At 50.5% G+C, this 19,796-nt stretch carries 19 protein-coding genes and 1 other RNA gene; 6 read left to right on the top strand and 14 right to left on the bottom strand.

Annotated elements, in window-relative coordinates:
- Nucleotides 1-71: 71 nt before the first annotated feature.
- The 3 genes from GWC94_RS05910 to GWC94_RS05900 all read left to right on the top strand — a co-directional run bounded on the left by GWC94_RS05910 (nucleotide 72) and on the right by GWC94_RS05900 (nucleotide 3,833).
- A complete protein-coding gene (locus GWC94_RS05910; RefSeq protein ID WP_161834104.1) occupies nucleotides 72-1,346 on the top strand; it encodes a competence/damage-inducible protein A in 1,275 nt (424 codons plus the stop codon).
- 118 nt (nucleotides 1,347-1,464) lie between these two features.
- Nucleotides 1,465-2,964, top strand: coding sequence for a dihydrolipoamide acetyltransferase family protein (locus tag GWC94_RS05905; RefSeq protein WP_161834103.1), 1,500 nt, complete (start codon nucleotides 1,465-1,467; stop codon nucleotides 2,962-2,964).
- A 149-nt stretch (nucleotides 2,965-3,113) separates the two neighbouring features.
- Entirely contained in the window at nucleotides 3,114-3,833 is a 720-nt protein-coding gene (locus tag GWC94_RS05900; RefSeq protein ID WP_161834102.1) for a hypothetical protein, read from the top strand.
- 159 nt (nucleotides 3,834-3,992) lie between these two features.
- On the opposite strand, the gene prfB is transcribed toward GWC94_RS05900, so the two are convergent.
- The 5 genes from prfB to GWC94_RS05875 all read right to left on the bottom strand — a co-directional run bounded on the left by prfB (nucleotide 3,993) and on the right by GWC94_RS05875 (nucleotide 9,646).
- Nucleotides 3,993-5,082 (bottom strand): peptide chain release factor 2 gene (gene prfB / locus GWC94_RS05895; protein WP_394367110.1). Its coding sequence is split into 2 segments (ribosomal slippage): nucleotides 3,993-5,021 and nucleotides 5,023-5,082, totalling 1,089 coding nucleotides; the frame shifts between segments, so codons are not numbered across the junction.
- Nucleotides 5,083-5,175: 93 nt separating this feature from the next.
- Nucleotides 5,176-5,530, bottom strand: an RNA gene (gene rnpB, locus GWC94_RS05890) — RNase P RNA component class A.
- Between the two features lie 179 nt (nucleotides 5,531-5,709).
- Nucleotides 5,710-6,744 carry a Smr/MutS family protein gene (locus tag GWC94_RS05885; RefSeq protein ID WP_161834100.1) on the bottom strand — a complete coding sequence of 345 codons (1,035 nt, stop codon included), beginning with the start codon at nucleotides 6,742-6,744 and terminating at the stop codon, nucleotides 5,710-5,712.
- 153 nt (nucleotides 6,745-6,897) lie between these two features.
- Nucleotides 6,898-8,592, bottom strand: a complete 1,695-nt coding sequence (locus GWC94_RS05880; protein WP_161834099.1) for an amino acid permease — start codon at nucleotides 8,590-8,592, stop codon at nucleotides 6,898-6,900.
- 88 nt (nucleotides 8,593-8,680) lie between these two features.
- Nucleotides 8,681-9,646 carry a polyprenyl synthetase family protein gene (locus tag GWC94_RS05875; protein WP_161834098.1) on the bottom strand — a complete coding sequence of 322 codons (966 nt, stop codon included), beginning with the start codon at nucleotides 9,644-9,646 and terminating at the stop codon, nucleotides 8,681-8,683.
- 107 nt (nucleotides 9,647-9,753) lie between these two features.
- Here GWC94_RS05875 and GWC94_RS05870 point away from each other — a divergent pair, with 107 nt between their 5' ends.
- Nucleotides 9,754-10,233, top strand: a complete 480-nt coding sequence (locus GWC94_RS05870; RefSeq protein ID WP_161834097.1) for a hypothetical protein — start codon at nucleotides 9,754-9,756, stop codon at nucleotides 10,231-10,233.
- A gap of 178 nt (nucleotides 10,234-10,411) precedes the next feature.
- Here the strand turns inward: GWC94_RS05870 and ftsY are convergent, their stop codons facing one another.
- The 6 genes from ftsY to GWC94_RS05840 all read right to left on the bottom strand — a co-directional run bounded on the left by ftsY (nucleotide 10,412) and on the right by GWC94_RS05840 (nucleotide 14,648).
- Nucleotides 10,412-11,374 carry a signal recognition particle-docking protein FtsY gene (gene ftsY, locus GWC94_RS05865; protein WP_161834096.1) on the bottom strand — a complete coding sequence of 321 codons (963 nt, stop codon included), beginning with the start codon at nucleotides 11,372-11,374 and terminating at the stop codon, nucleotides 10,412-10,414.
- 197 nt (nucleotides 11,375-11,571) lie between these two features.
- Entirely contained in the window at nucleotides 11,572-11,745 is a 174-nt protein-coding gene (locus GWC94_RS05860) for a DUF4295 family protein (protein ID WP_161834095.1), read from the bottom strand.
- 2 nt (nucleotides 11,746-11,747) lie between these two features.
- On the bottom strand, nucleotides 11,748-11,930 hold the full coding sequence (gene rpmG / locus GWC94_RS05855) for a 50S ribosomal protein L33 (protein WP_026763708.1): 183 nt from the start codon (nucleotides 11,928-11,930) through the stop codon (nucleotides 11,748-11,750).
- A gap of 24 nt (nucleotides 11,931-11,954) precedes the next feature.
- Nucleotides 11,955-12,191: a 50S ribosomal protein L28 gene (gene rpmB, locus GWC94_RS05850; RefSeq protein WP_161834094.1), complete on the bottom strand. Its 237-nt coding sequence runs from the start codon at nucleotides 12,189-12,191 to the stop codon at nucleotides 11,955-11,957.
- Between the two features lie 288 nt (nucleotides 12,192-12,479).
- The gene (locus GWC94_RS05845; protein ID WP_161834093.1) at nucleotides 12,480-12,857 is read right to left on the bottom strand and encodes a pepsin/retropepsin-like aspartic protease family protein; all 378 of its coding nucleotides are present in this window, start codon (nucleotides 12,855-12,857) and stop codon (nucleotides 12,480-12,482) included.
- 165 nt (nucleotides 12,858-13,022) lie between these two features.
- On the bottom strand, nucleotides 13,023-14,648 hold the full coding sequence (locus GWC94_RS05840; RefSeq protein ID WP_161834092.1) for an ABC-F family ATP-binding cassette domain-containing protein: 1,626 nt from the start codon (nucleotides 14,646-14,648) through the stop codon (nucleotides 13,023-13,025).
- A gap of 249 nt (nucleotides 14,649-14,897) precedes the next feature.
- Between GWC94_RS05840 and GWC94_RS05835 the strand changes: the two genes are divergently transcribed.
- A complete protein-coding gene (locus GWC94_RS05835) occupies nucleotides 14,898-15,737 on the top strand; it encodes a metallophosphoesterase family protein (protein ID WP_161834091.1) in 840 nt (279 codons plus the stop codon).
- Between the two features lie 101 nt (nucleotides 15,738-15,838).
- On the opposite strand, the gene GWC94_RS16665 is transcribed toward GWC94_RS05835, so the two are convergent.
- The 3 genes from GWC94_RS16665 to GWC94_RS05825 form a co-directional block, all read right to left on the bottom strand.
- Nucleotides 15,839-16,306 carry a hypothetical protein gene (locus tag GWC94_RS16665; RefSeq protein ID WP_202628648.1) on the bottom strand — a complete coding sequence of 156 codons (468 nt, stop codon included), beginning with the start codon at nucleotides 16,304-16,306 and terminating at the stop codon, nucleotides 15,839-15,841.
- Nucleotides 16,307-16,349: 43 nt separating this feature from the next.
- Complete coding sequence (gene tsaD / locus GWC94_RS05830) at nucleotides 16,350-17,363, bottom strand: tRNA (adenosine(37)-N6)-threonylcarbamoyltransferase complex transferase subunit TsaD (RefSeq protein ID WP_161834090.1); 1,014 nt, start codon at nucleotides 17,361-17,363, stop codon at nucleotides 16,350-16,352.
- Between the two features lie 189 nt (nucleotides 17,364-17,552).
- Nucleotides 17,553-18,806 carry an ABC transporter permease gene (locus tag GWC94_RS05825; RefSeq protein ID WP_161834089.1) on the bottom strand — a complete coding sequence of 418 codons (1,254 nt, stop codon included), beginning with the start codon at nucleotides 18,804-18,806 and terminating at the stop codon, nucleotides 17,553-17,555.
- 301 nt (nucleotides 18,807-19,107) lie between these two features.
- Here GWC94_RS05825 and GWC94_RS05820 point away from each other — a divergent pair, with 301 nt between their 5' ends.
- Complete coding sequence (locus tag GWC94_RS05820) at nucleotides 19,108-19,779, top strand: succinate dehydrogenase cytochrome b subunit (protein ID WP_161834088.1); 672 nt, start codon at nucleotides 19,108-19,110, stop codon at nucleotides 19,777-19,779.
- Nucleotides 19,780-19,796: the final 17 nt, after the last annotated feature.

Below are 19,796 nucleotides of genomic sequence, written 5' to 3'. Positions count from 1 at the left end.
CAATAGGCTACCATATCCTTCACCAATGGATTGAATATTCAATAACCTAACTTGCGTTCAGAAAATGAACCATGGACAAAGTATATGCTTCGATCATTACGATCGGTGATGAATTGCTGATCGGACAGGTGATCGACACCAACAGTGCATGGATGGCGCAGGAGCTGAACAAGATCGGTATCGTGGTCAAACACCGGATTGCCGTGGGTGACGTATGGGAAGATATCTGGCAGGCCCTGGAGCAGGAAACCCAAACCGCTTCGCTGATACTGGTTACGGGCGGACTTGGCCCAACGGCCGATGACATCACCAAACAACTGCTGTGCGCATATTTCGGCGGCAGCATGATCGTGCACAAGCCAACGCTGGCACGCATCACCCGCCTGTTTGAAACCGTGCTGAAACGCCCGATGATCGAGCGCAATGCCAGGCAGGCCGAGGTGCCGGATGTATGCACCGTGCTGGAAAACGAAAGGGGAACGGCCCCGGGTATGTTATTTGAACGGGATGGAAAAATAGTTATATCGCTGCCGGGTGTTCCGAGCGAAATGAAATGGCTGATGGAACACAAAGTGCTGCCGGTTATCCCGGCATATTTCAACACAGGTGTTGTTCGACACCGCACCTTGCTTACGGCAGGTATCGGCGAATCCTATCTGGCCGATCAGATACAGGATATCGAAGAAGCGCTTCCCGCCAACATCAGGCTGGCGTACCTGCCTAATTACGGCATGGTACGGCTCAGGCTTAGCGCTTTCGGCACAGATGCCGCGCAACTGGAAACACTGCTGGACCAGCATTTCCGGCTGCTTACCGAGCGTACCAGAGAATTCCTGGTGATCGATGAAGACATACCGCTCGAACTGGCGGTGGGAAAGCTGCTGAAGAAAGCGCAGGCAACCATGGCCACTGCCGAAAGCTGCACCGGTGGTTATATAGCGCACCTCGTAACCAGTCATGAAGGCGCTTCGGAATATTACAAAGGCAGCGTGGTTTCTTATGCCAACGAGATAAAGACAAGCCTGCTGCAGGTGCCGGAAGAAACATTGCAGACCGATGGCGCAGTCAGCGAAGCAACCGTACGCCGGATGGCAGCAACCACCCTTGCCTTGCTGAGAACCGACTACGTGATAGCGGTAAGCGGTATCATGGGGCCCGGTGGCGGCACTGCGGAAAAGCCGGTGGGTATGGTATGGATCGCAGTGGGAAGCAGTGAAAAAACGGAAGCCCGGCAGTTCCATTTCCGGCACGACAGACGCAGGAATATTGAAATGACGGCGCACACTGCGCTGAACCAGTTGCGAAAGTTTATTGTAGAGAATCCTGTCCGAAAATCGGTGGTTTAGCCATACATTTGCCCCGTAAGCAAACGGTTGTTAGCCACAGATAAACGGTAATAAACGGTTGATCTCAGGCTTGCCCTTGCTTTTCTTAGTTTTGACTTTTCACTCTTGACTTTTTACTATGGCAGTAGCTGAACTGGTGATGCCCAAACTGGGCGAAAGCATAATGGAAGCAACCATTCTGAAATGGCATAAAAAGGTGGGCGATCCTGTAAAACAGGACGAGACCATACTGGATATTGCCACAGATAAAGTAGACAGCGAAGTGCCATCCACTGCAGAAGGCGTGGTTACCGAAATACTCTACAATGTGAACGATGTGGTGCCCATCGGCACCGTTATCGCCAGGATCAGTCCGGCGAATACCGCTGCCGCCGCCACGCCTGTGGCCACCGCTCCGGTTCCTGAGCAGCAGGAAGCGATCCCGCAGGAAACCCTGACCCCGCTGTCGATGGCCGAAGAACCCGTTACTATGGTGGATATGGCCCAGGAATTTCACCAGCAACCCGTCGAAACCATCGCCGAAGAAATACCTTACCTGCCGCAAACCGCAGAGGACGCAACAAATGCCACTGCCACCCTGCCGGAGAAGCCGGCGGCCATCCGTTTCTACTCGCCGCTGGTGCTCAACATCGCCAACAGCGAAGGCATTGCGCTAAGTGACCTTGAAAAGATACCGGGCACAGGCAATGAGGGCCGTGTAACAAAAAAGGATATCCTGCAGTTTGTTGAAAACCGGAAGACCGGTGGCATACAGACGCCCGCCATACAACCCGCACAGCCCATCGTACAGGAACAAAAACGTTTCGCTACGCCAAAAACAGAAACAGCATCGGTGCCATCACTTATCCCGACCGCTTCGGGTAAATCTGCTGACCCTGCTGCGGTAAAACCCAGCGGCATCACCGAGATCATAGAAATGGACCGCATGCGTAAACTGATCGCCAGACACATGGTGGACAGCGTGCATACCAGTCCGCACGTAACCAGTTTTGCAGAGGCCGATGTAACGCATATGGTTCAGTGGCGCCAGCGGGTGAAAGACGAATTTGAAAAACGCGAAGGTGCCAAACTCACCTTCACACCCATGTTTATCGAATGCCTTGTGAACGTGATGAAACGTTATCCGCTGATCAACAGCTCGGTGGATGGAGATAAAATCATTGTAAAAAAAGACATCAACATCGGCATGGCCACTGCCCTGCCATCGGGTAACCTGATCGTACCGGTTATCAAAGCCGCAGACCAGCTGAACATTGTAGGTCTCAGCAAATCTGTTAACCAGCTTGCCGATGCCGCGCGCAACGGAAAGCTGAAACCGGAAGATACGCAGGGCGGCACTTTCACCCTTACCAATGTGGGCACATTCGGCAGCCTGATGGGAACCCCCATCATCAACCAGCCGCAGGTGGCGATACTGGCTGTGGGCGCCATCAAGAAAAAACCGGTGGTGATCGAATCCAAAGACGGCGATACCATCGGCATCCGTCATATGATGTACCTCTCGCTCAGCTACGATCACCGTATCGTGGATGGCAGTCTTGGTGCGGGCTTCCTCTCGGAAGTTGCCAAAGAATTTGAACAATGGGACATAGAGAAACAATGGTTCAGGTATCTGTGATGACCATCTGTTGCTTATCTCTCCCCGCAGATCCGCCTGCCGGTTTGTGACCGGCCGGCTGCGATCGATCATTTTTTTCACATTGTGTTAGTAAACAATGCTGGCTTTGCTACTGTCTTCTAAGTACATTCAGTAAACAAAGAAGTGTTATGAAAACCCTATCACAGACCTGGTTTGCCGATGGGTATATTGATTTTGAATTGAAGAAATACACCCTTCTCGCCTATCTCCAGGAGATCAGCAAACATTTTGACGAGCACAGGCTATACCCGCAACTGGCCGATCTTGTTTTTCATTACAATAATCTGGTGGCGTTCCGGGAAAACAAAAGATACCTGCAGGAACAATTTCCAAAAAAACTCACAGGCATCCAGATCGAGAAGCTGCAGTTACTGTACGAATCGCTGGTTGAGGACGATGAACTGATGCAGGAGCTCGAAGACATCATCCAGTATTCCTGCGCCACGATGAAGGAAACCATCACCACCGGCAGCGAAATATACGAGTTCGTGGAGAACCAGCTGAGTATTGAACCCGTTGGCATCATGCCGCTGGATCACCACGAAGGCTATTTTATGCTCTGTGAAGGAAGCTGCCGCAATACCTGGGTTTACCAGTACCGGCTCAGCATTTTTGAAAAACACGACGAAAAATACCGCAGCATCAAAACCGAATTCGTGGACGTATGGCAGCGGAATTTTGTAAACACCTACCAAAATATCAAATCGCAGCTGATCCGCAACCGGTCCGACCTACCCAATCCGGCGATATACGCCGTGCAGACAGACCTTAATTTCCCCATGGAAGAAACCCTGCTTCCCGTTGCCAAGAGAAGCCTGGTGAGGTATATTACGAGTATTGCCGGATAGAGAGAGGGATTGTGCGATGGCCGATTTGTTGATCGCCGATTGAATAGAAGTGCCGCAGGTTCGCAGATCAGGGTACAATCTGCGCATCTGCGGTTTGTTATTACCGCCAGCCAACCCCAATCGGCAATCGGCGATCAACAAATCTGCAATCATCAATCCCTACTGCACTTCTTTCTCCATCATCAGGTAGGCTTTGATAAAGCCATCCAGTTCGCCGTCCATAACCGGGCCCACATTGCCCACTTCGTAATCGGTGCGGTGGTCTTTGATCATTTTATAGGGATGGAATACATAGCTGCGTATCTGGCTGCCCCATTCGATTTTTTTCTTGCTGGCATTGGTGGCATCGATCGCTTCCTGGCGTTTGCGGAGTTCTTCTTCGTATAAACGGCTTCTCAGCATTTTCAAAGCCAGTTCCCTGTTCTCTCCCTGTGTTCTTGCCTGCTGGCATTCCACAATGATACCGCTGGGAATATGTTTCAGCCTTACCGCCGTTTCCACTTTGTTCACGTTCTGGCCACCGCTGCCGCCGCTGCGGTAGAATGCCCATTCCAGATCGCCGGGGTTAACGGTGATCTCGATGCTGTCGTCTATCAGCGGATACACGTAAACCGATGCAAAAGAAGTGTGTCTGCGGGCATTGCTGTCGAAAGGAGAAATGCGTACAAGACGGTGCACGCCGCTTTCCGCTTTCAGGAATCCGTAGGCAAAATCCCCGTCGAACTGTATCGTGGCGCTTTTGATACCGGCGCCATCGCCTTCCTGGTAATCGATCTCGGTCACTTTCCAGCCCTGTTTTTCGCCATACATGCGGTACATGCGCAGCAATATCTCGGCCCAGTCCTGGCTTTCTGTTCCGCCGGCGCCAGGGTTGATCTGCAGCACGGCCGGCAATTCATCTTCCGGCTTATTCAGTGTGCTTTTGAATTCTGCCTCTTCCACCTGCTGCAAAGCGGTTTCGTATGCTTCGCGGGCCTCCTCTTCGGTGGCATCGCCTGCTTTCCAGAAATCGAACAGTACGGCAAAATCCTCTACAGCAGTATCCACCTGCTTATAGAGTTTAAGCCAGTATTCGTTTACCTTGATCTCTTTCATGATGGCCGTAGCGCGGATATTGTCGTCCCAGAAGCCAGGCGAAAGCGAGAGTTGGCGGTCGGTGTCTACTTTGTATGTGCGGTTCTCAACGTCAAAGAAACCTCCTCAGGACGAGTACGCGGTCCCTTATAGATTTTAGCTGCTCTTGTGTCATGCGGCAAAAATAAGCTGTTGGCGGTTAGCAGCAGGCATTTGGCCGTTCATTTTTGAAAAGCGCGCTACCTGCTGCAAAGGCCAACAGCTAAAAAATACAAACCTCGTAAGCCGGATTCTGTTTCTACACCATCATTTATCTTGCCCCGACATTACTGGCGGGATCCTGCTGCCTACCCTGGATCTCGGACGGGTCGCCCTCGAACGATCCTATACATGGCATTACAGCATCCAAGGTTTACCCGCAGCCATTGTTACCAACCGCTGCCGTGAGCACTTACCTCACGTTTTCACCCTTACCTCCCCGCATTGCTGCGGGGGTGGCGGTTATTTTCTGTGGCACTTTCTCGTCCCCACACTGCTGTGGGGAGCCGGCTGTTCACCGGTGGATCACCCTATGCTGTCCGGACTTTCCTCATCCCCACAGGGGACGCGATGGTTCGGGTTTGACGGGCAAAGATACAGATTATGGATTAGTGGATTCCGGATTGGTGGATTATGGATTAAAGGATGGTCGCTGGGAGAGACCGGTAAAATACGATGATGGTTCCGGTGGCATCCGTTGCTTGGCAGAAAAACCTGCTGCTGCACTTCCTACCAATCCACTAATCCGGAATCCACCAATCCGCTAATACTTATAGGAAAAAAATATCTCGGTGGCGCCGTAGCCGAAGCGGGGGTCGTACTGGTTGATAAAGTTCCTGACCTCGCGTTTGGTTTTGAGTGTCTCATGGATCTCCTCGCGGAGCACTCCTTCACCCACACCGTGTATGACGATCAGCGAGGGTAGTTTATGGGCGATGGCCAGGTCGTACCATTTTTCGAACTCGGAGAGTTGTATGCCCAGTATTTCGAGGTTGCTTAAATGCTTCCAGCTATCCGTCAGCTTATCTATATGGAGGTCTACCACCGAACGCGCGGGCGGAAGGTGCTGCCTGATCTTGCCGGCATCGTATACTTTAAAGCCCCTGGCAGCCAGCGGCCCCAGCTCTACCCTGTCGTCATAGGTTTTGTCGGGATAGGTTTTGAATAACTGGTAGGAAATCGTTGGCGCATTGCTGTCTTTCATCTCCTCTATCTTCTGAAATACCTGCCTGGGTTTGAGTTTGAGACTGGTTTCAAAATGCGGCGCTTTCTTTTTGTCTTCTTTTGCCAGGGAGAAATCAAAGGAAAACAAGGGACTGTCGTTCACCGATTCAAATGGGATATCGTGCAGGTAGAAATCATGAAACGGGGCCACTTCGTTGGCAAGTTCAAAATCCGTCCTGCCGAGGAACTGTTGTGTATAGCTGAACTGATATGCCTGCGGTGTTTTGTTCACCAGGTGTATCTTCAATGACTGCACCACTTCATCATTAAAATCGTCCAGCGCAAACTTAGGGATAAAGGAGAGCCATACACCGTCTTCAACGGCTATGGAATTGGGCTTGGGTTTTTCTTTGGGAAGATTGTCAACATACACTTTCGCATCCGTTTTCTTTTCGGGTACGGTCTTCTTTTGGGTAAACCGGTAGAAATACGGAAAATCGATCTGGTCCATATACGCCGGGAAACGCACACCCCTGATCTCGACCATCACCATCTTATCGTTCATGATCTCCACCACTTTCCCTTCTTCGTTGCTGTGCAGCACGATAATATCGTCACCAACCTGGTACTTCATGGTGCAAAAATAGGACTTGCCTGCGTTCCCGCCGTGTCCCTGTGTTTAAATTAGGCTCAGGCAATCCGGAAAATTTCAACACAGAGACCGCGGAACGGAGAAGGGCTTCAGCAGTCGGGGCCCGGATTTTACCATCGTAGTAAAAGCAACGCCCTATGCCAGTTTGCTTCTTCTCCTTCCGTAGAGGAAATAAATGACCAGGCCGAGTACCATCCAGGTAAAGAACCAGAGCCAGCTCATGGCGGGGATCTCGATCATCAGGTACAGACTGCTCAGCGCACCGATAACGGGTATCAATGAAAAATTCTTAACGAATGCCAGAACAGCCGTAACCGCTGCAATCAGTATGTAAACCAGGAACAATACCTCCTGGTATCCTTCGGTGGAAAAATTGGAAAACGCATCACCGATCCGGCCCCGCATCAGGATGATGAATACCGCTACCAGAGCCGGTATCAGGAATTTTCCGTTTACATAAGGGATGCGGAAACGCCCCTTCCCTTTTTCAGTGGTCAGCTTGGGTAGCACCAGTACGCCAAAACAAACCAGTACAAAGGCAAACAGGGTACCGATACTCGTCAGCTCGGTCATCAGGCTGCTCGATACGAACATGGCGGGTATTCCCACCATCAGACCGGTGATGACGGTGGCAAAAGAAGGTGTATGGAATTTGGGATGCACTTTGGAAAACTTCTTCGGCAGCAATCCATCGCGGCTCATGCTCATCCAGATACGCGGCTGGCCCAGCTGGAATACCAGCAGTACGCTGGTGGTGGCCACTACCGCACTGACAGAAATAACATAACCGATCTTTTTCAGCTGCAGTTTTTCGAACACATACGCCAGCGGATCATCCACTTTCAGTTCGCTGTAATTAACCATACCGGTCAGCACCAGTGCAATGAGTATGTACAGCACCGTACAGATCAGCAGGGAGTAGATCATACCCCTTGGCATATCACGCTGGGGATCCTTGCATTCTTCAGCCGTGGTGGATATGGCATCGAACCCGATATAGGCATAGAACACCGCCGACACACCGGCCAGCACGCCGCCAAAACCATTGGGAAGAAACGGGTCCCAGTTAGCAGGACTCACATAAAAAAAGCCCATCACGATCACGAAGATGATCACCAGTATTTTGAAGATCACCATAAAGTTGGTGCTCTTTTTACTTTCACGTATCCCGATATAGGCCAGTACGGTGATCAGGAATACGATCACAAAAGCGGGTATGTTCAGAATGCATTTCCAGCCGCCGATCACGGGCGCATGCATAATGGCATCATAACCCATACGTGCATTTTTGCTGAGCGATTCCAGTGACTGTCCGCCTGCCAGCGCCTGCATCGCCTCTTCGTAACCGGCCTGGGCATTGCCGCTGTTGGTGGCCAGCCATCCGGGCAGGTGTATGCCAAATCCCTGAAGCAGGTTGTTGAAATAGCCGCTCCAGCTGATGGCCACAACGATATTGCCGATAGCATATTCAAGTATCAATGCCCATCCCATGATCCAGGCAACCAGTTCGCCGAACGACACATACGCGTAGGTATACGCGCTGCCTGCTATGGGTACGCGGCTGGCAAATTCTGCATAACACAGGGCGCTGAATCCGCAGGTGATGGCGGTGATGATAAAAAGAAAAACGATACCCGGCCCGCCGTTAAAAGCTGCCGTACCGATGGTCGAGAATATCCCTGCTCCTATCACCGCAGCAATACCCATAAATGTAAGATCACGAACGCCCAGCACTTTCCGCAAGCCCCCGCCATGCCCGTCGTTAACACCTGACTGTGCATCGGCTACTATTTTATCGATCGATTTCTTTCGGAAAAGAGCATTCGGCATGAACTATGGGTTTTGACAGGTCTAAAGCTAAGTGAAAAGCTTTATAAATAACAGTCCCTTCCGCGAAACGCGGTTCGCAGCGTGTTGTTTAATACTCGCGCTGGATCAGGAATTCGGCGAGTTCTTTCAATGGCTTCTTCCTTGCAGAGACAACAGCGATGGAATCGAGGTGCTGCAACGATGTCTGCAGGTATTTCTCCTTTAGCCGGATTGCCCAGTCATCCACATTGCATGCTTTGAAGACAGACAGTACCTCCTGTACTTTATCGGGGGCATCGCTTTTCATCAGCTGGCCGAGGCGTGCTTTCTGCGTATCGTCGGCCGACTCCAGGGCATGCAGCAGCAAAAAGGTTTTTTTGTTCTGGCGGATGTCGCCGCCGGTTTCCTTGCCGAATTTCTCAGGGTCACCGAAGGCGTCAAGGTAATCATCCTGCACCTGGAAGGCGATGCCCAGGTTGCGGCCGAACTCATACATATGCCGGCAGTTGCCCTCGCTTGCTCCACCGATAATGGCGCCCATTTCAAGACTTGCAGCAAGCAACACCGATGTTTTAAGACTGATCATCCGGAGGTATTCCTCCATCGACACCTGCTGCATGGTCTCAAAATCCATGTCCATCTGCTGCCCCTCGCACACTTCGGTTGCTGTACGGCTGAACAGGGTAAGGATGCGCTGAAGACAGGCCGGCTGTATCCTGTTCAGGTATTCATAGGCACGGATCATCATCACATCGCCGCTGAGGATGGCGGTGTTGGCGCCGTATTTCATGTGTACGGTTTCCATGCCGCGGCGCAGTGGCGCCTGGTCCATGATATCGTCGTGTATCAGCGTAAAATTGTGGAACAGTTCGATCGCAGTGGCAATCTGGTAAGTGTCTTCCTGGATATCACCAAACAACTCGTTACCCATTAAACACATCACGGGCCGTATGCGTTTGCCGCCCCAGGAAAGAAAATACTCCGCCGGTTCGTACAGCGAAGAGGGCGACAATGGGAAATGACGGGCGGAGAATTTTTCTCCGAAATCTGTTACCAATTCCTTAAAACTGTGCATACCGCAAACCTAAAGCATAAACCCTATCCAACCTTAACTATTCTTTGCGCATAACAGCTGCAAGATTGGCATAGTTTTCTGTCACTAATCCGAAACCAAAAACAGTTATGAAACGATTATCGGCATTCTTAGTAGTAATGATCGCGGCAGTAAGTGTTCATGCACAAACGAACGACGGCCCCGATTACAAAACAGCCATCGGCGTAAAGGTCTATCCCGGCGCCATTACCCTGAAACATTTTATCAAACCCACCGTGGCGCTGGAAGGCCTGGGTTATATCTCCTCCGACGGATTCCGGTTAACCGGTCTGTATGAGTTGCACAATGATATCGGGGGTGTAGCCGGACTGAAATGGTATCTCGGCGGCGGTGCGCATGTGGGTGTGTGGAGCGATTCCTGGAGAACCAAATACCCTTACCGCAATGACGGACTGGCGCTGGGCATCGACGGGGTGCTGGGTCTCGATTATAAAATACAGGGCATACCCCTGAACATCAGCTTCGACTGGCAGCCTTCCTTCAACATCATCGGCTACAGCTATTTTGAAGGCGGATGGGGCGGACTGGGGCTGCGGTATACGTTTTAGAGAAGAGGGACTGATTAATTTGAAAATTTGATAATTTGAAGATTTGACAATGGAGTAAATAATGCCGGTCTGAGCGACCCATTCATTTTCAAATTGCCAAATTATCAAATTTTCAAATTACGCATCATTCCCTGCTCTTCTGTTCCTTGTTCTTCTGTTCATCTGCTCTTCTGTTCTTCTACCCTTCCAGTTTAAACAGACTGTCTACGAATTCGTGTTTATCGAAGATGATCAGGTCGTCGATTTTTTCGCCTACACCAATGTATTTTACGGGGATCTTGAATTGATTGGCGATGGCCAGTACCACGCCGCCTTTGGCTGTGCCGTCCAGTTTGGTGATGCTGATCGCGGATACATCGGTGGCTGCGGTAAATTGTCTTGCCTGTTCCACCGCATTCTGACCGGTTGATCCGTCGAGAACAAGCATGACTTCATGCGGCGCATCGGGTATCACTTTCTGCACCGCCCGTTTGATCTTGCTGAGTTCGTCCATGAGGTGGATCTTGTTGTGCAGGCGTCCCGCGGTATCGATGATAGCGATATCGGCCTGCCTTGCCACCGCGCTTGACACGGTATCGAATGCAACGGCGCTGGGATCTGAGCCCATGGCCTGTTTTACGATGGGCACGCCCACCCGCTCGCCCCATATCGTTAACTGGTCAACCGCGGCAGCGCGAAAAGTGTCCGCCGCGCCCAGGATAACCTGGTTACCCGCTTTTTTATAGTTGTGTGCCAGTTTGCCGATGGTGGTGGTCTTGCCCACGCCGTTTACGCCCACCACCAGGATCACGTACGGTTTTTTGCCGGCGGGCAGACTGAAATCTTTGTACGAAGCTTCGGCGGCATCCACCAGTATCGATTCGATCTCCTGCTGCAGCAGCTGGTTGAGCTCGGAAGTGCCCACGTATTTATCCTGCTTTACACGGGCTTCGATGCGTTCGATAATGGCAACGGTTGTTTCGATACCCACGTCTGCACTCACCAGCGCCTCCTCGAGATTGTCGAGCACTTCTTCATCCACCTCGCTTTTACCGGCCACCGCGCGGGTGATCTTGGAGAAAAAGCCTTCCTTGGTCTTCTGCAATCCCTGGTCCAGACTTTCCTTCTCCTGTTTTCCGAATAACCTGCCTAAGAAACTCATGATAATTTGAAAATTTGGTGATTTGACAATTTGAAAATGGAGGAGGATTGAAGCGGTTGAAAATATTTGAAACGTGCAAAAATTGAGCGTCTCATCATTTTCAAATGTTCAAATCACCAAATTTTCAAATTAATATTAAATACAAAAAGCCTTCCAAAACAGGAAAGCTTTTTTTACTATAGTCAGATACCGGTCGATTATTTCTCGGCCAGGAATTCTTTCACTTTGTCTTTGTGAACGATGGTTTCTTTGAAAGTATATGCACCGGTTTTGGGACTGCGAACAGCCTTGATCACCTTGGTCCAGTTTTTCGCTTCAGCGGCGGCTTTCTGGTCTTTTACTTTCGCGTTCTTAGAAGCTGCTTTTGCCATGGTTATTTAATTTCTTTATGAACGGTTACTTTTTTCAGAATCGGGTTGAATTTCTTCAGTTCGATACGCTCGGGCGTATTCTTTTTGTTCTTGGTAGTGATATAACGGCTGGTACCTGGCTGGCCGCTGGTTTTGTGCTCTGTGCATTCCAGAATCACCTGTACCCTGTTTCCTTTCTTTGCCATTGTAAATAATTTTCGTGTGATAGGTTAGATCTTTGCTCCCTGCGCCCTCATTTCTTTGATCACAGTCGACAGACCGTTTTTGTTGATGGTCCTGATGGCATCGGTAGATACTTTCAGCGTAACCCAACGGTCTTCTTCAGCAAAGAAGAAACGTTTTTTCTGCAAATTGGGTAAGAAACGACGTTTGGTTTTAATGTTGGAGTGAGAAACGCTGTTTCCAACAATGGGCTTTTTACCAGTAACCTGACATACTCTTGCCATGACGCTTGTTTTTGTTCCGATTTTTTCGGGGATGCAAAGGTAAGGAAGCTCAATTAATTATCCATATTATTTTGGCTTTTTTTGGGGATTTTACCCACATCCGGCGGCATAAATCGATTTGGAACGCGAAATTAGCAGAACTTATTCACATCGATTCCGGATCAGCGGATAATGGGTTCGCGGATAACTGGGTGACGGAATGACCCGCGATGAAAACTTCCGGGAGTAACATATTTTACAATTTAATTATAACTAATCTGCTAATCCACAATCCACTAATCCATAGTCTCAAACCCGTTGCAGTTTTGCTGCCTCCGCATCCGCCTGAACCGTATCCTGTTCATAATCGGGTGTGAGCCGCCATTTACGGAGGGTGGCCGCACCGATAAGGGCTTCTTCGCTTAGCCCCGGCACCACCAGGAACTCGTCGCTCAGCAATATATCGTGCAGGTAAAAATCAAGCCGGATCACTTCGGTTATTTCGATGATATGTCCCGTTTTTGCACTGGCTGTCCGCCTGGGGCGACCGAGCCCTAAGCGGGTCCCTATCGTGTCAATGTACAGCGGGTTGATGCAGGAGAGATTTATCCCGCTGTCAAAAAGCGTATACAACACCCTTTCTCCTTTATCGCCCGCATACAGCAGGGGCAGTCTGATCACCGGCATACCCGATTTTGAGGCCAAATTACCAAACAAAGCCGCCGGAATTACGGGTACGTACAAATACGGGGTATAAATACTCGGCTATTCAGCATCGCGGGCACCGGATGACCGCGTAGCCTGGTCTTCCAGGGCTGTAAAACCCTGGCCATTCAACGCTGTCGGCTATGCTTACAGATACATTTCCGTCCTCAGTTCCTTCACACGCGCATCGTCCATGTACTCGTCAAAAGTCATCAGCCTGTCGATGATACCCCTGGGAGTGAGTTCGATGATGCGGTTGGCTACGGTTTGCATAAACGTGTGGTCATGCGAAGTAATGAGTACGATACCCGGGAAGGTCTGGCAGCCCTCGTTGAAGCTCTGGATACTTTCCAGGTCGAGGTGGTTGGTGGGCTGATCGAGTACCACCAGGTTGGGGTTCTGCAGCATCATACGGCTTACCATGCAGCGCACTTTCTCTCCACCGCTGAGCACATTGGTCTTTTTCTGTATGTCATCGCCGCTGAACAGCATCTTGCCCAGGAAACCGCGGATAAACGGTTCATCGGCATCGGTTACATGCGCCGGCACAAACTGGCGAAGCCATTCCATCAGCGTAAGTCCCTGGGTAAAGAACTCGCTGTTTTCGAAAGGAAGATAGGCTTTGGTAATCGTGGTTCCCCATTCAAATTTACCGCTGTCGGCCTTGCCGTTATCGTTGATGATCTCGAAGAAATTGGTTACGGCCAGCGGATCGCGGCTGAGGAATGCGATCTTCTCTCCTTTGTTGACACTGAAATTCACTTTGTCGAAAAGCGTTCTTCCGTCAACACGCTTGCTGAGGTTTTCCACGTTCAGTATCTGGTTGCCCACTTCACGCAGGGGCTGGAAGATGATACCCGGGTATTTCCGGTTGGATGGTTCGATCTCTTCGATGGTCAGTTTCTCCAGCGCTTTCTTACGCGAAGTGGCCTGTTTGCTCTTGGACGCATTGGCAGAGAAACGCGCGATGAAATCAAGCAATGCCTGGCGCTTTTCCTCCACTTTTTTGTTCTTGTCGCTGATCTGGCGACTCATCAGCTGCGATGATTCGTACCAGAAAGTATAGTTACCCGTGAATACCTTGATTTTTGCGCGATCCACATCCGCTACATGCGTACAGATGGTATCGAGGAAGTGACGGTCGTGGCTCACCACCAGTACGATGTTCTCATAATCCGCCAGGAAGTTCTCCAGCCAGCCGATGGTTTCAATATCGAGACCGTTGGTCGGTTCGTCCAGCAGCAGGATATCGGGATTGCCGAACAATGCCTGGGCCAGCAATACCCTTACCTTGTAATTACCGGGTATATCGCGCATCAGGCTCTGGTGAAGCTCTTCTTTTACACCCAGATCGCTGAGCAGGCTGCCCGCATTGCTCTCTGCCTCGTAGCCGCCCATTTCGCCGAATTCGGCTTCCAGCTCGCCGGCTTTCATACCGTCTTCCTCGGTAAAATCCGCTTTGGCGTAGATGGCATCCCGCTCGTGCATCACTTCCCACAAACGCTTATGACCCATCATCACCGTATTCAGCACACTTACTTCGTCGAACTCAAACTGGTTCTGTTTCAGCACGGCCATACGCTCGCCGGGCGTAATCTCCACCGTTCCCTTATTGGGTTCGATCTCGCCGCTGAGTATCTTTAAAAAAGTGGATTTACCTGCGCCGTTGGCGCCGATCACTCCATAACAATTTCCTTTGATGAAGTTGATATTAACCTCATCAAACAATACCCTTTTGCCATAGGCAAGGGTGATATTTCTTGCACTGATCATGTTGCTTGCTCCGTTTCGGCGGCAAAAGTACGGGATTTCATGGCCAATTGCCAATTCGATTGCCGATGGCAATCCGGGTTCTTGCGGTCCGTCTGAAATTGCAAAGAGGCAGTGACCACGCGGTCGTTATCCCGATATTTTTCGAACGGATCCTACGCCGCCAATGACCTTTTTACCGGGATGTGTAAAGATCATGGAAACACAATACTCCCTCACCGTTATTTTGATAAGTTTGTACCAAAACATCGTATGTCCGAGAAACCGGTCTCCAGGAGGAATTTTATACGCAATATTTCGCTGGCAACAGCCGTATTGCTGAATGGCAAAACCGTATTGCTTTCCGCGGCGGAGTTGTCCCGGTTACAGAATAGGGTTCATATCCGTTTTGTGGCGGCATCCGATATGCACTACGGCCAGCCGGACACTTCGTTCGGGGAAACCACAGAATCAATGATCCGGAAGATCAACCGGTTCCATGCATCTTACCCACTCGATTTTACGGTGCTGAACGGCGATCTGATTCACAACGAAAAATCCTTTATGCCGCTGGTAAAAGCGCAGGCAGATAAACTTTCCATGCCCTATTATGTTACCAGGGGCAACCATGATATGGTTACTGCCGAAGAATGGTTGCAGGTATGGAAATACGGGCTCAACCACGATGTGGTGATCAAAGACTCGGCGCTGCTGCTGTGTGATACCTCCAATGAAAAAGGCGTATACCTCTCTCCCGATCTTGTATGGCTGGAGGAAAAACTGGACAGGCATGCAAAACAGAAGCAGGTATTCCTGTTCGTGCATATCCCTCAGGCAAAATGGACGGCCAACGCCATCGACACCCCGGCATTCTTTACCTTATTGAAACGATACCCGAATGTGCGGGCCGTTTTCCATGGTCATGAGCACGACCAGGACGGCGTTAAAATGGAAAACCAATTACCCTTCTTTTTCGACTCGCATGTGGGCGGTAACTGGGGCACACCCTACAAAGGTTTCCGCGTAGTGGAACTGCTGAACAATGGCACGCTGGTTACCTACATGATGGACCCCGATGTAAAACGCGGGGAGCAGGTGTATGAGAGGGCTTGAGAAGAAGAGGCGTATTGCTGAATGGCTGAACGGTTACACCGTCAGATCGCTTTTGACCATAGCCATTTAGCAATATAACCATATAGCCATTTGACCATTCCCTAATCCTTCCGGTCCCCTCCCAGGCTGTACCCATTGTTCTCCTCATCTTCCTCACCCAGCGATTCATTTGCATCGTCGTCTTCTGCTCCGGGTATATCGAGATCGTTTCCCGATGCTTCCACCCTTTCGTTCAGCGGATCGCCGTCGGAATCGGTGTTGTCGAGCAACAATTTCCTTCGGTCTTCATCGTCTTCGGTAGACATGCTGTCTGCACTACGCTGCAGTAATTCACGTTCCTCCTCGCTTACATCGGTGGCTTCATCGGGCTCTGCATCTTCAAAAACCCTTTTACCCTCTTCGTCATCGGATGCAATCGTCGTATCCTGGAATTCTTTCATCCTGGGTACCCTGATGTGTTCCTGTCCCGGTATGTCTTTTACTTCAGGAAGATCGAGCGTGGTTTCCTCGGGCTGCAACCTTTCCTGGTCGCGCTTGTTATCCCGGATATCTGTTGTTGCCTGTGGCATAGCTTTCTTTTGGACAAAGGCCCAAAAAAACGATGCCAGCCTTTTACCATTCGGCTCTTGCGGTAGGACTCACCGAGAGGGGAACAAAATCACCAACCTGGTACTTGTAGTGCGCCGTAATGGCGATCATGGCTGCATTGTCTGTGCAATATTGAAAAGCGGGGATAAATGTTTTCCAGCCCTGTTTTTTGCCGGTCTCTCCCAGTGCGTTCCGCAACCCGCTGTTGGCGCTTACGCCACCGGCTATGCATACCTGTTTCACCCCTGTCTGCTGAACGGCTTTTTTCAGCTTCTTCAGTAAGATCTGTATGATGGTATGTTGTATGGATGCGCAGAGATCGGCCAGATTGGCCTCGATAAAACCCGGTTCCTGTTTCTGCAGAAAGTACAGAATGGAGGTCTTCAGCCCGCTGAACGAAAAATCCAGTCCCGGCACCTGTGGTTCTGCAAATGTGAAAGCGGCGGCATTGCCTTCTTTCGCGTATTTGTCGATCAGCGGTCCGCCGGGATAGGGCAATCCCAGCAGTTTGGCGCTTTTGTCAAAAGCCTCTCCGGCCGCATCGTCGATGGTCTCCCCGATCACTTCCAGGTCAAGCGGCGAGCGCGCCAGCACGATCTGTGTATGTCCGCCGCTTACCGTAAGACAGAGAAACGGGAATTCCGGGCGTTCTTCCGGTATCAGGTTGGCCAGTACATGCGCCTGCATATGGTGAACGGCTATCAGTGGTTTGTTCAGCGAAAGCGACAGCGATTTTGCAAACTGGGCGCCTACCAGCAGGCTTCCGATCAGTCCCGGCGCCTGTGTAAAGGCAATGGCGTCCAGGGTCTGCAGTCTTGCCAGGGCGGTAGCCAGTTCGGGGAATGCCGTTTTTAATGCGGTATCCACCACCGGTACAATGTTCTGCATATGCGCCCTGCTGGCCAGTTCCGGCACCACTCCCCCATACTTCTCGTGCACCAGCTGGTTGGCAATATGATTCGACAGTATCCTCCCGTCAACACATACAGAAGCGGATGTTTCGTCACAGGAAGATTCGATGGCGAGGATGGTGGGCAAGGGAATTTGAAAATTTGAGGATTTGAAAATTTGAAAATGATGGCAAAGGTAGTGAGATGGGGGAAATGGTTACATGGTTAAATTGCTTAATTGCTGAATGGCCACCTGATCAACCCAGCAATGCAACAATAAAGCCATGCAACAATACCACCCCATTTTCAAATTCTCAAATCCTCAAATTTTCAAATTTTATTTCGTTCTTATCGCCACAACCGGATCCATTCTCGCTGCGATGGAGGCGGGTATGATACCGGAGATGATGCCGAGGATGATGCAGATCGATAATGCGAGCACAATGATATTGGGTGCGATAACGATCGCGAAGGGAAGTACGGAACTCAATACCAGGGCCAGCACCCATACCAGTCCCAGGCCAACCAGCCCGCCGATGATACAGAGAAAGGCGCTTTCGATGAGGAACTCGGTCAGTATGGTGCCGCGTTTGGCTCCCAGCGCTTTTTTCAGACCGATCTGGCTGGTGCGTTCGCGTACGGTTACGAACATGATATTGGCCACACCGAATGCACCTACGATCAGGCTCAGACCCGCAATGGCCCATCCGCCGGCACTCACCTGGCCGAAAAATCCTTTTACCTGTTCGCTGAACTGGGCTACATCGTTGCAGGAAAAATTATCTTCCTCCGTAGGACTGAGTCTTCTTGCCTGCCGCATAATACCCACCAGCTCATCCTGAAGCGCAGACGATGGCACATTGGGTTTTCCCTGTACCATGATGAACGGGTTACTGTTGTCGGGATTGTATACGCTGGCAAAATAACGGTAGGGTACGATCACGCACTGGTCGTAATCAAAACCGCCCACAAAACTCTGTCCCTGTTTCTTGATCACGCCAATGATGTTGATGCGTCTTCCGTTATACGATACCTGCTGCCCCACCGCTTTCTGCGGATCGGGAAACAGCTGGCTGGCCACTTCATAGCCTATGATACCCGTGGTGGTGCCACGCTGGAATTCGGTCTCGATCAGGTAACGCCCCCATTCGATATCGATCGTCTGTATGGAGGTAAACTCCTCCGAAACACCGTAGAGGTTTACATTGGTAAGCGTATTGTCGCGGAAGTTCAGGCTTACATTGCTGGATACGAACATAGCCGCATTGGCGGCAAGCTGGCTCTTGGTTTTGACAAAATACATCTCCTCGATCTTCATCTGCGGGCGTTTGATGTATTTCCACCAGGGGTATTGCCCGCCATCACCGCCGCCGTAATTCCATTTGTCGATATAGATGGTGTTATTACCGAATGCCTTGATATCGTTCTGCACTTTTCTCTCAAGACTGTCCACGGTGGCCAGTACGCCGATGATACAGAAAATACCGATGGTGATCCCGAATAACGAGAGAAAAGTACGCAGCTTATTCACCCGCAGTTCCTGCAGCGCCATCCGGAAACTGTTCCATAATATGCTGAGAAGCTTGAACATGCGCCAAATGTAGTGCATGGGTTGAGATCGGGGAGAGAAAATATATGAACGGGGAGGAAGATTGAGAGATGGGGGATTGCCGATGGCCGATGGGATTAGCGGATTGCGGATTCTCGGATGATAGATTGGTTGCTGTATCCCCAATCGGCCATTGGCAATCGGCCATCGGCGATAGCCAATGGCATCCACAAATCCGCTAATCCGCTAATTCTCCCTCTACGAAATCGTTGCCGAAAAAAGTTGTGTACAGCATTCATTCCTTAAGTAAATTTGCACCGAATTTGAAACCTAAAACTGCATTATGACCTGGAAACAAGTCTTCACATCGTCTATCGGAAAGAAATTGGTGATGGGTTTCACCGGCCTTTTCCTGATTCTGTTTCTTATCATTCACGCAGGGCTCAATGCCTGTATCTGGGCCAATGACAATGGTAAAATGTTCCTCGAGGGCGCTCATTTTATGGGTGGCAACTGGGTGCCGCGTATCCTCGAAATCGGCCTGTTTGCCGGACTGATCCTGCACATCGTACAGGGCTACCTGCTCACCGTTCAGAACAAAAGCAAACGTTCGGTTGGTTATGCGGTGGATTATGGCAACCAGGGCAGCAAATGGTACAGCCGCAGTATGGGACTGCTCGGTACCCTGGTATTGCTGTTCCTGATACTGCACCTGGCCAATTTCTGGGTTCCCAATCGTTCCAACCAGGGATGGCTGCTGGGCGAAGAGATCAACCTCTATGAAAAAATGAAGACCGAGTTCAGCGTTTTGTGGGTGGTGATCGCTTACGTACTGGGATGCATCGCCCTGGGCTACCACCTGGCGCACGGTTTCAAAAGCGCATTCCGTACCTACGGCGTGCACAATAAGCGTTATTTCAGTATGATCAAAGGTATCGGGTACTCGTTCGCGGTAATCGTTCCCCTGATCTTCGCGCTGATGCCGCTGAGCTTTTATTTTGGATGGATAGAATGAGCGTGAGACGTGAAACG

The organism is Sediminibacterium soli (genome assembly GCF_009939225.1).
Lineage (GTDB): Bacteria > Bacteroidota > Bacteroidia > Chitinophagales > Chitinophagaceae > Sediminibacterium > Sediminibacterium soli.
The sequence above is the reverse complement of the archived record's forward strand: the minus strand, read 5'-3'. Positions and strand labels throughout refer to the sequence as shown.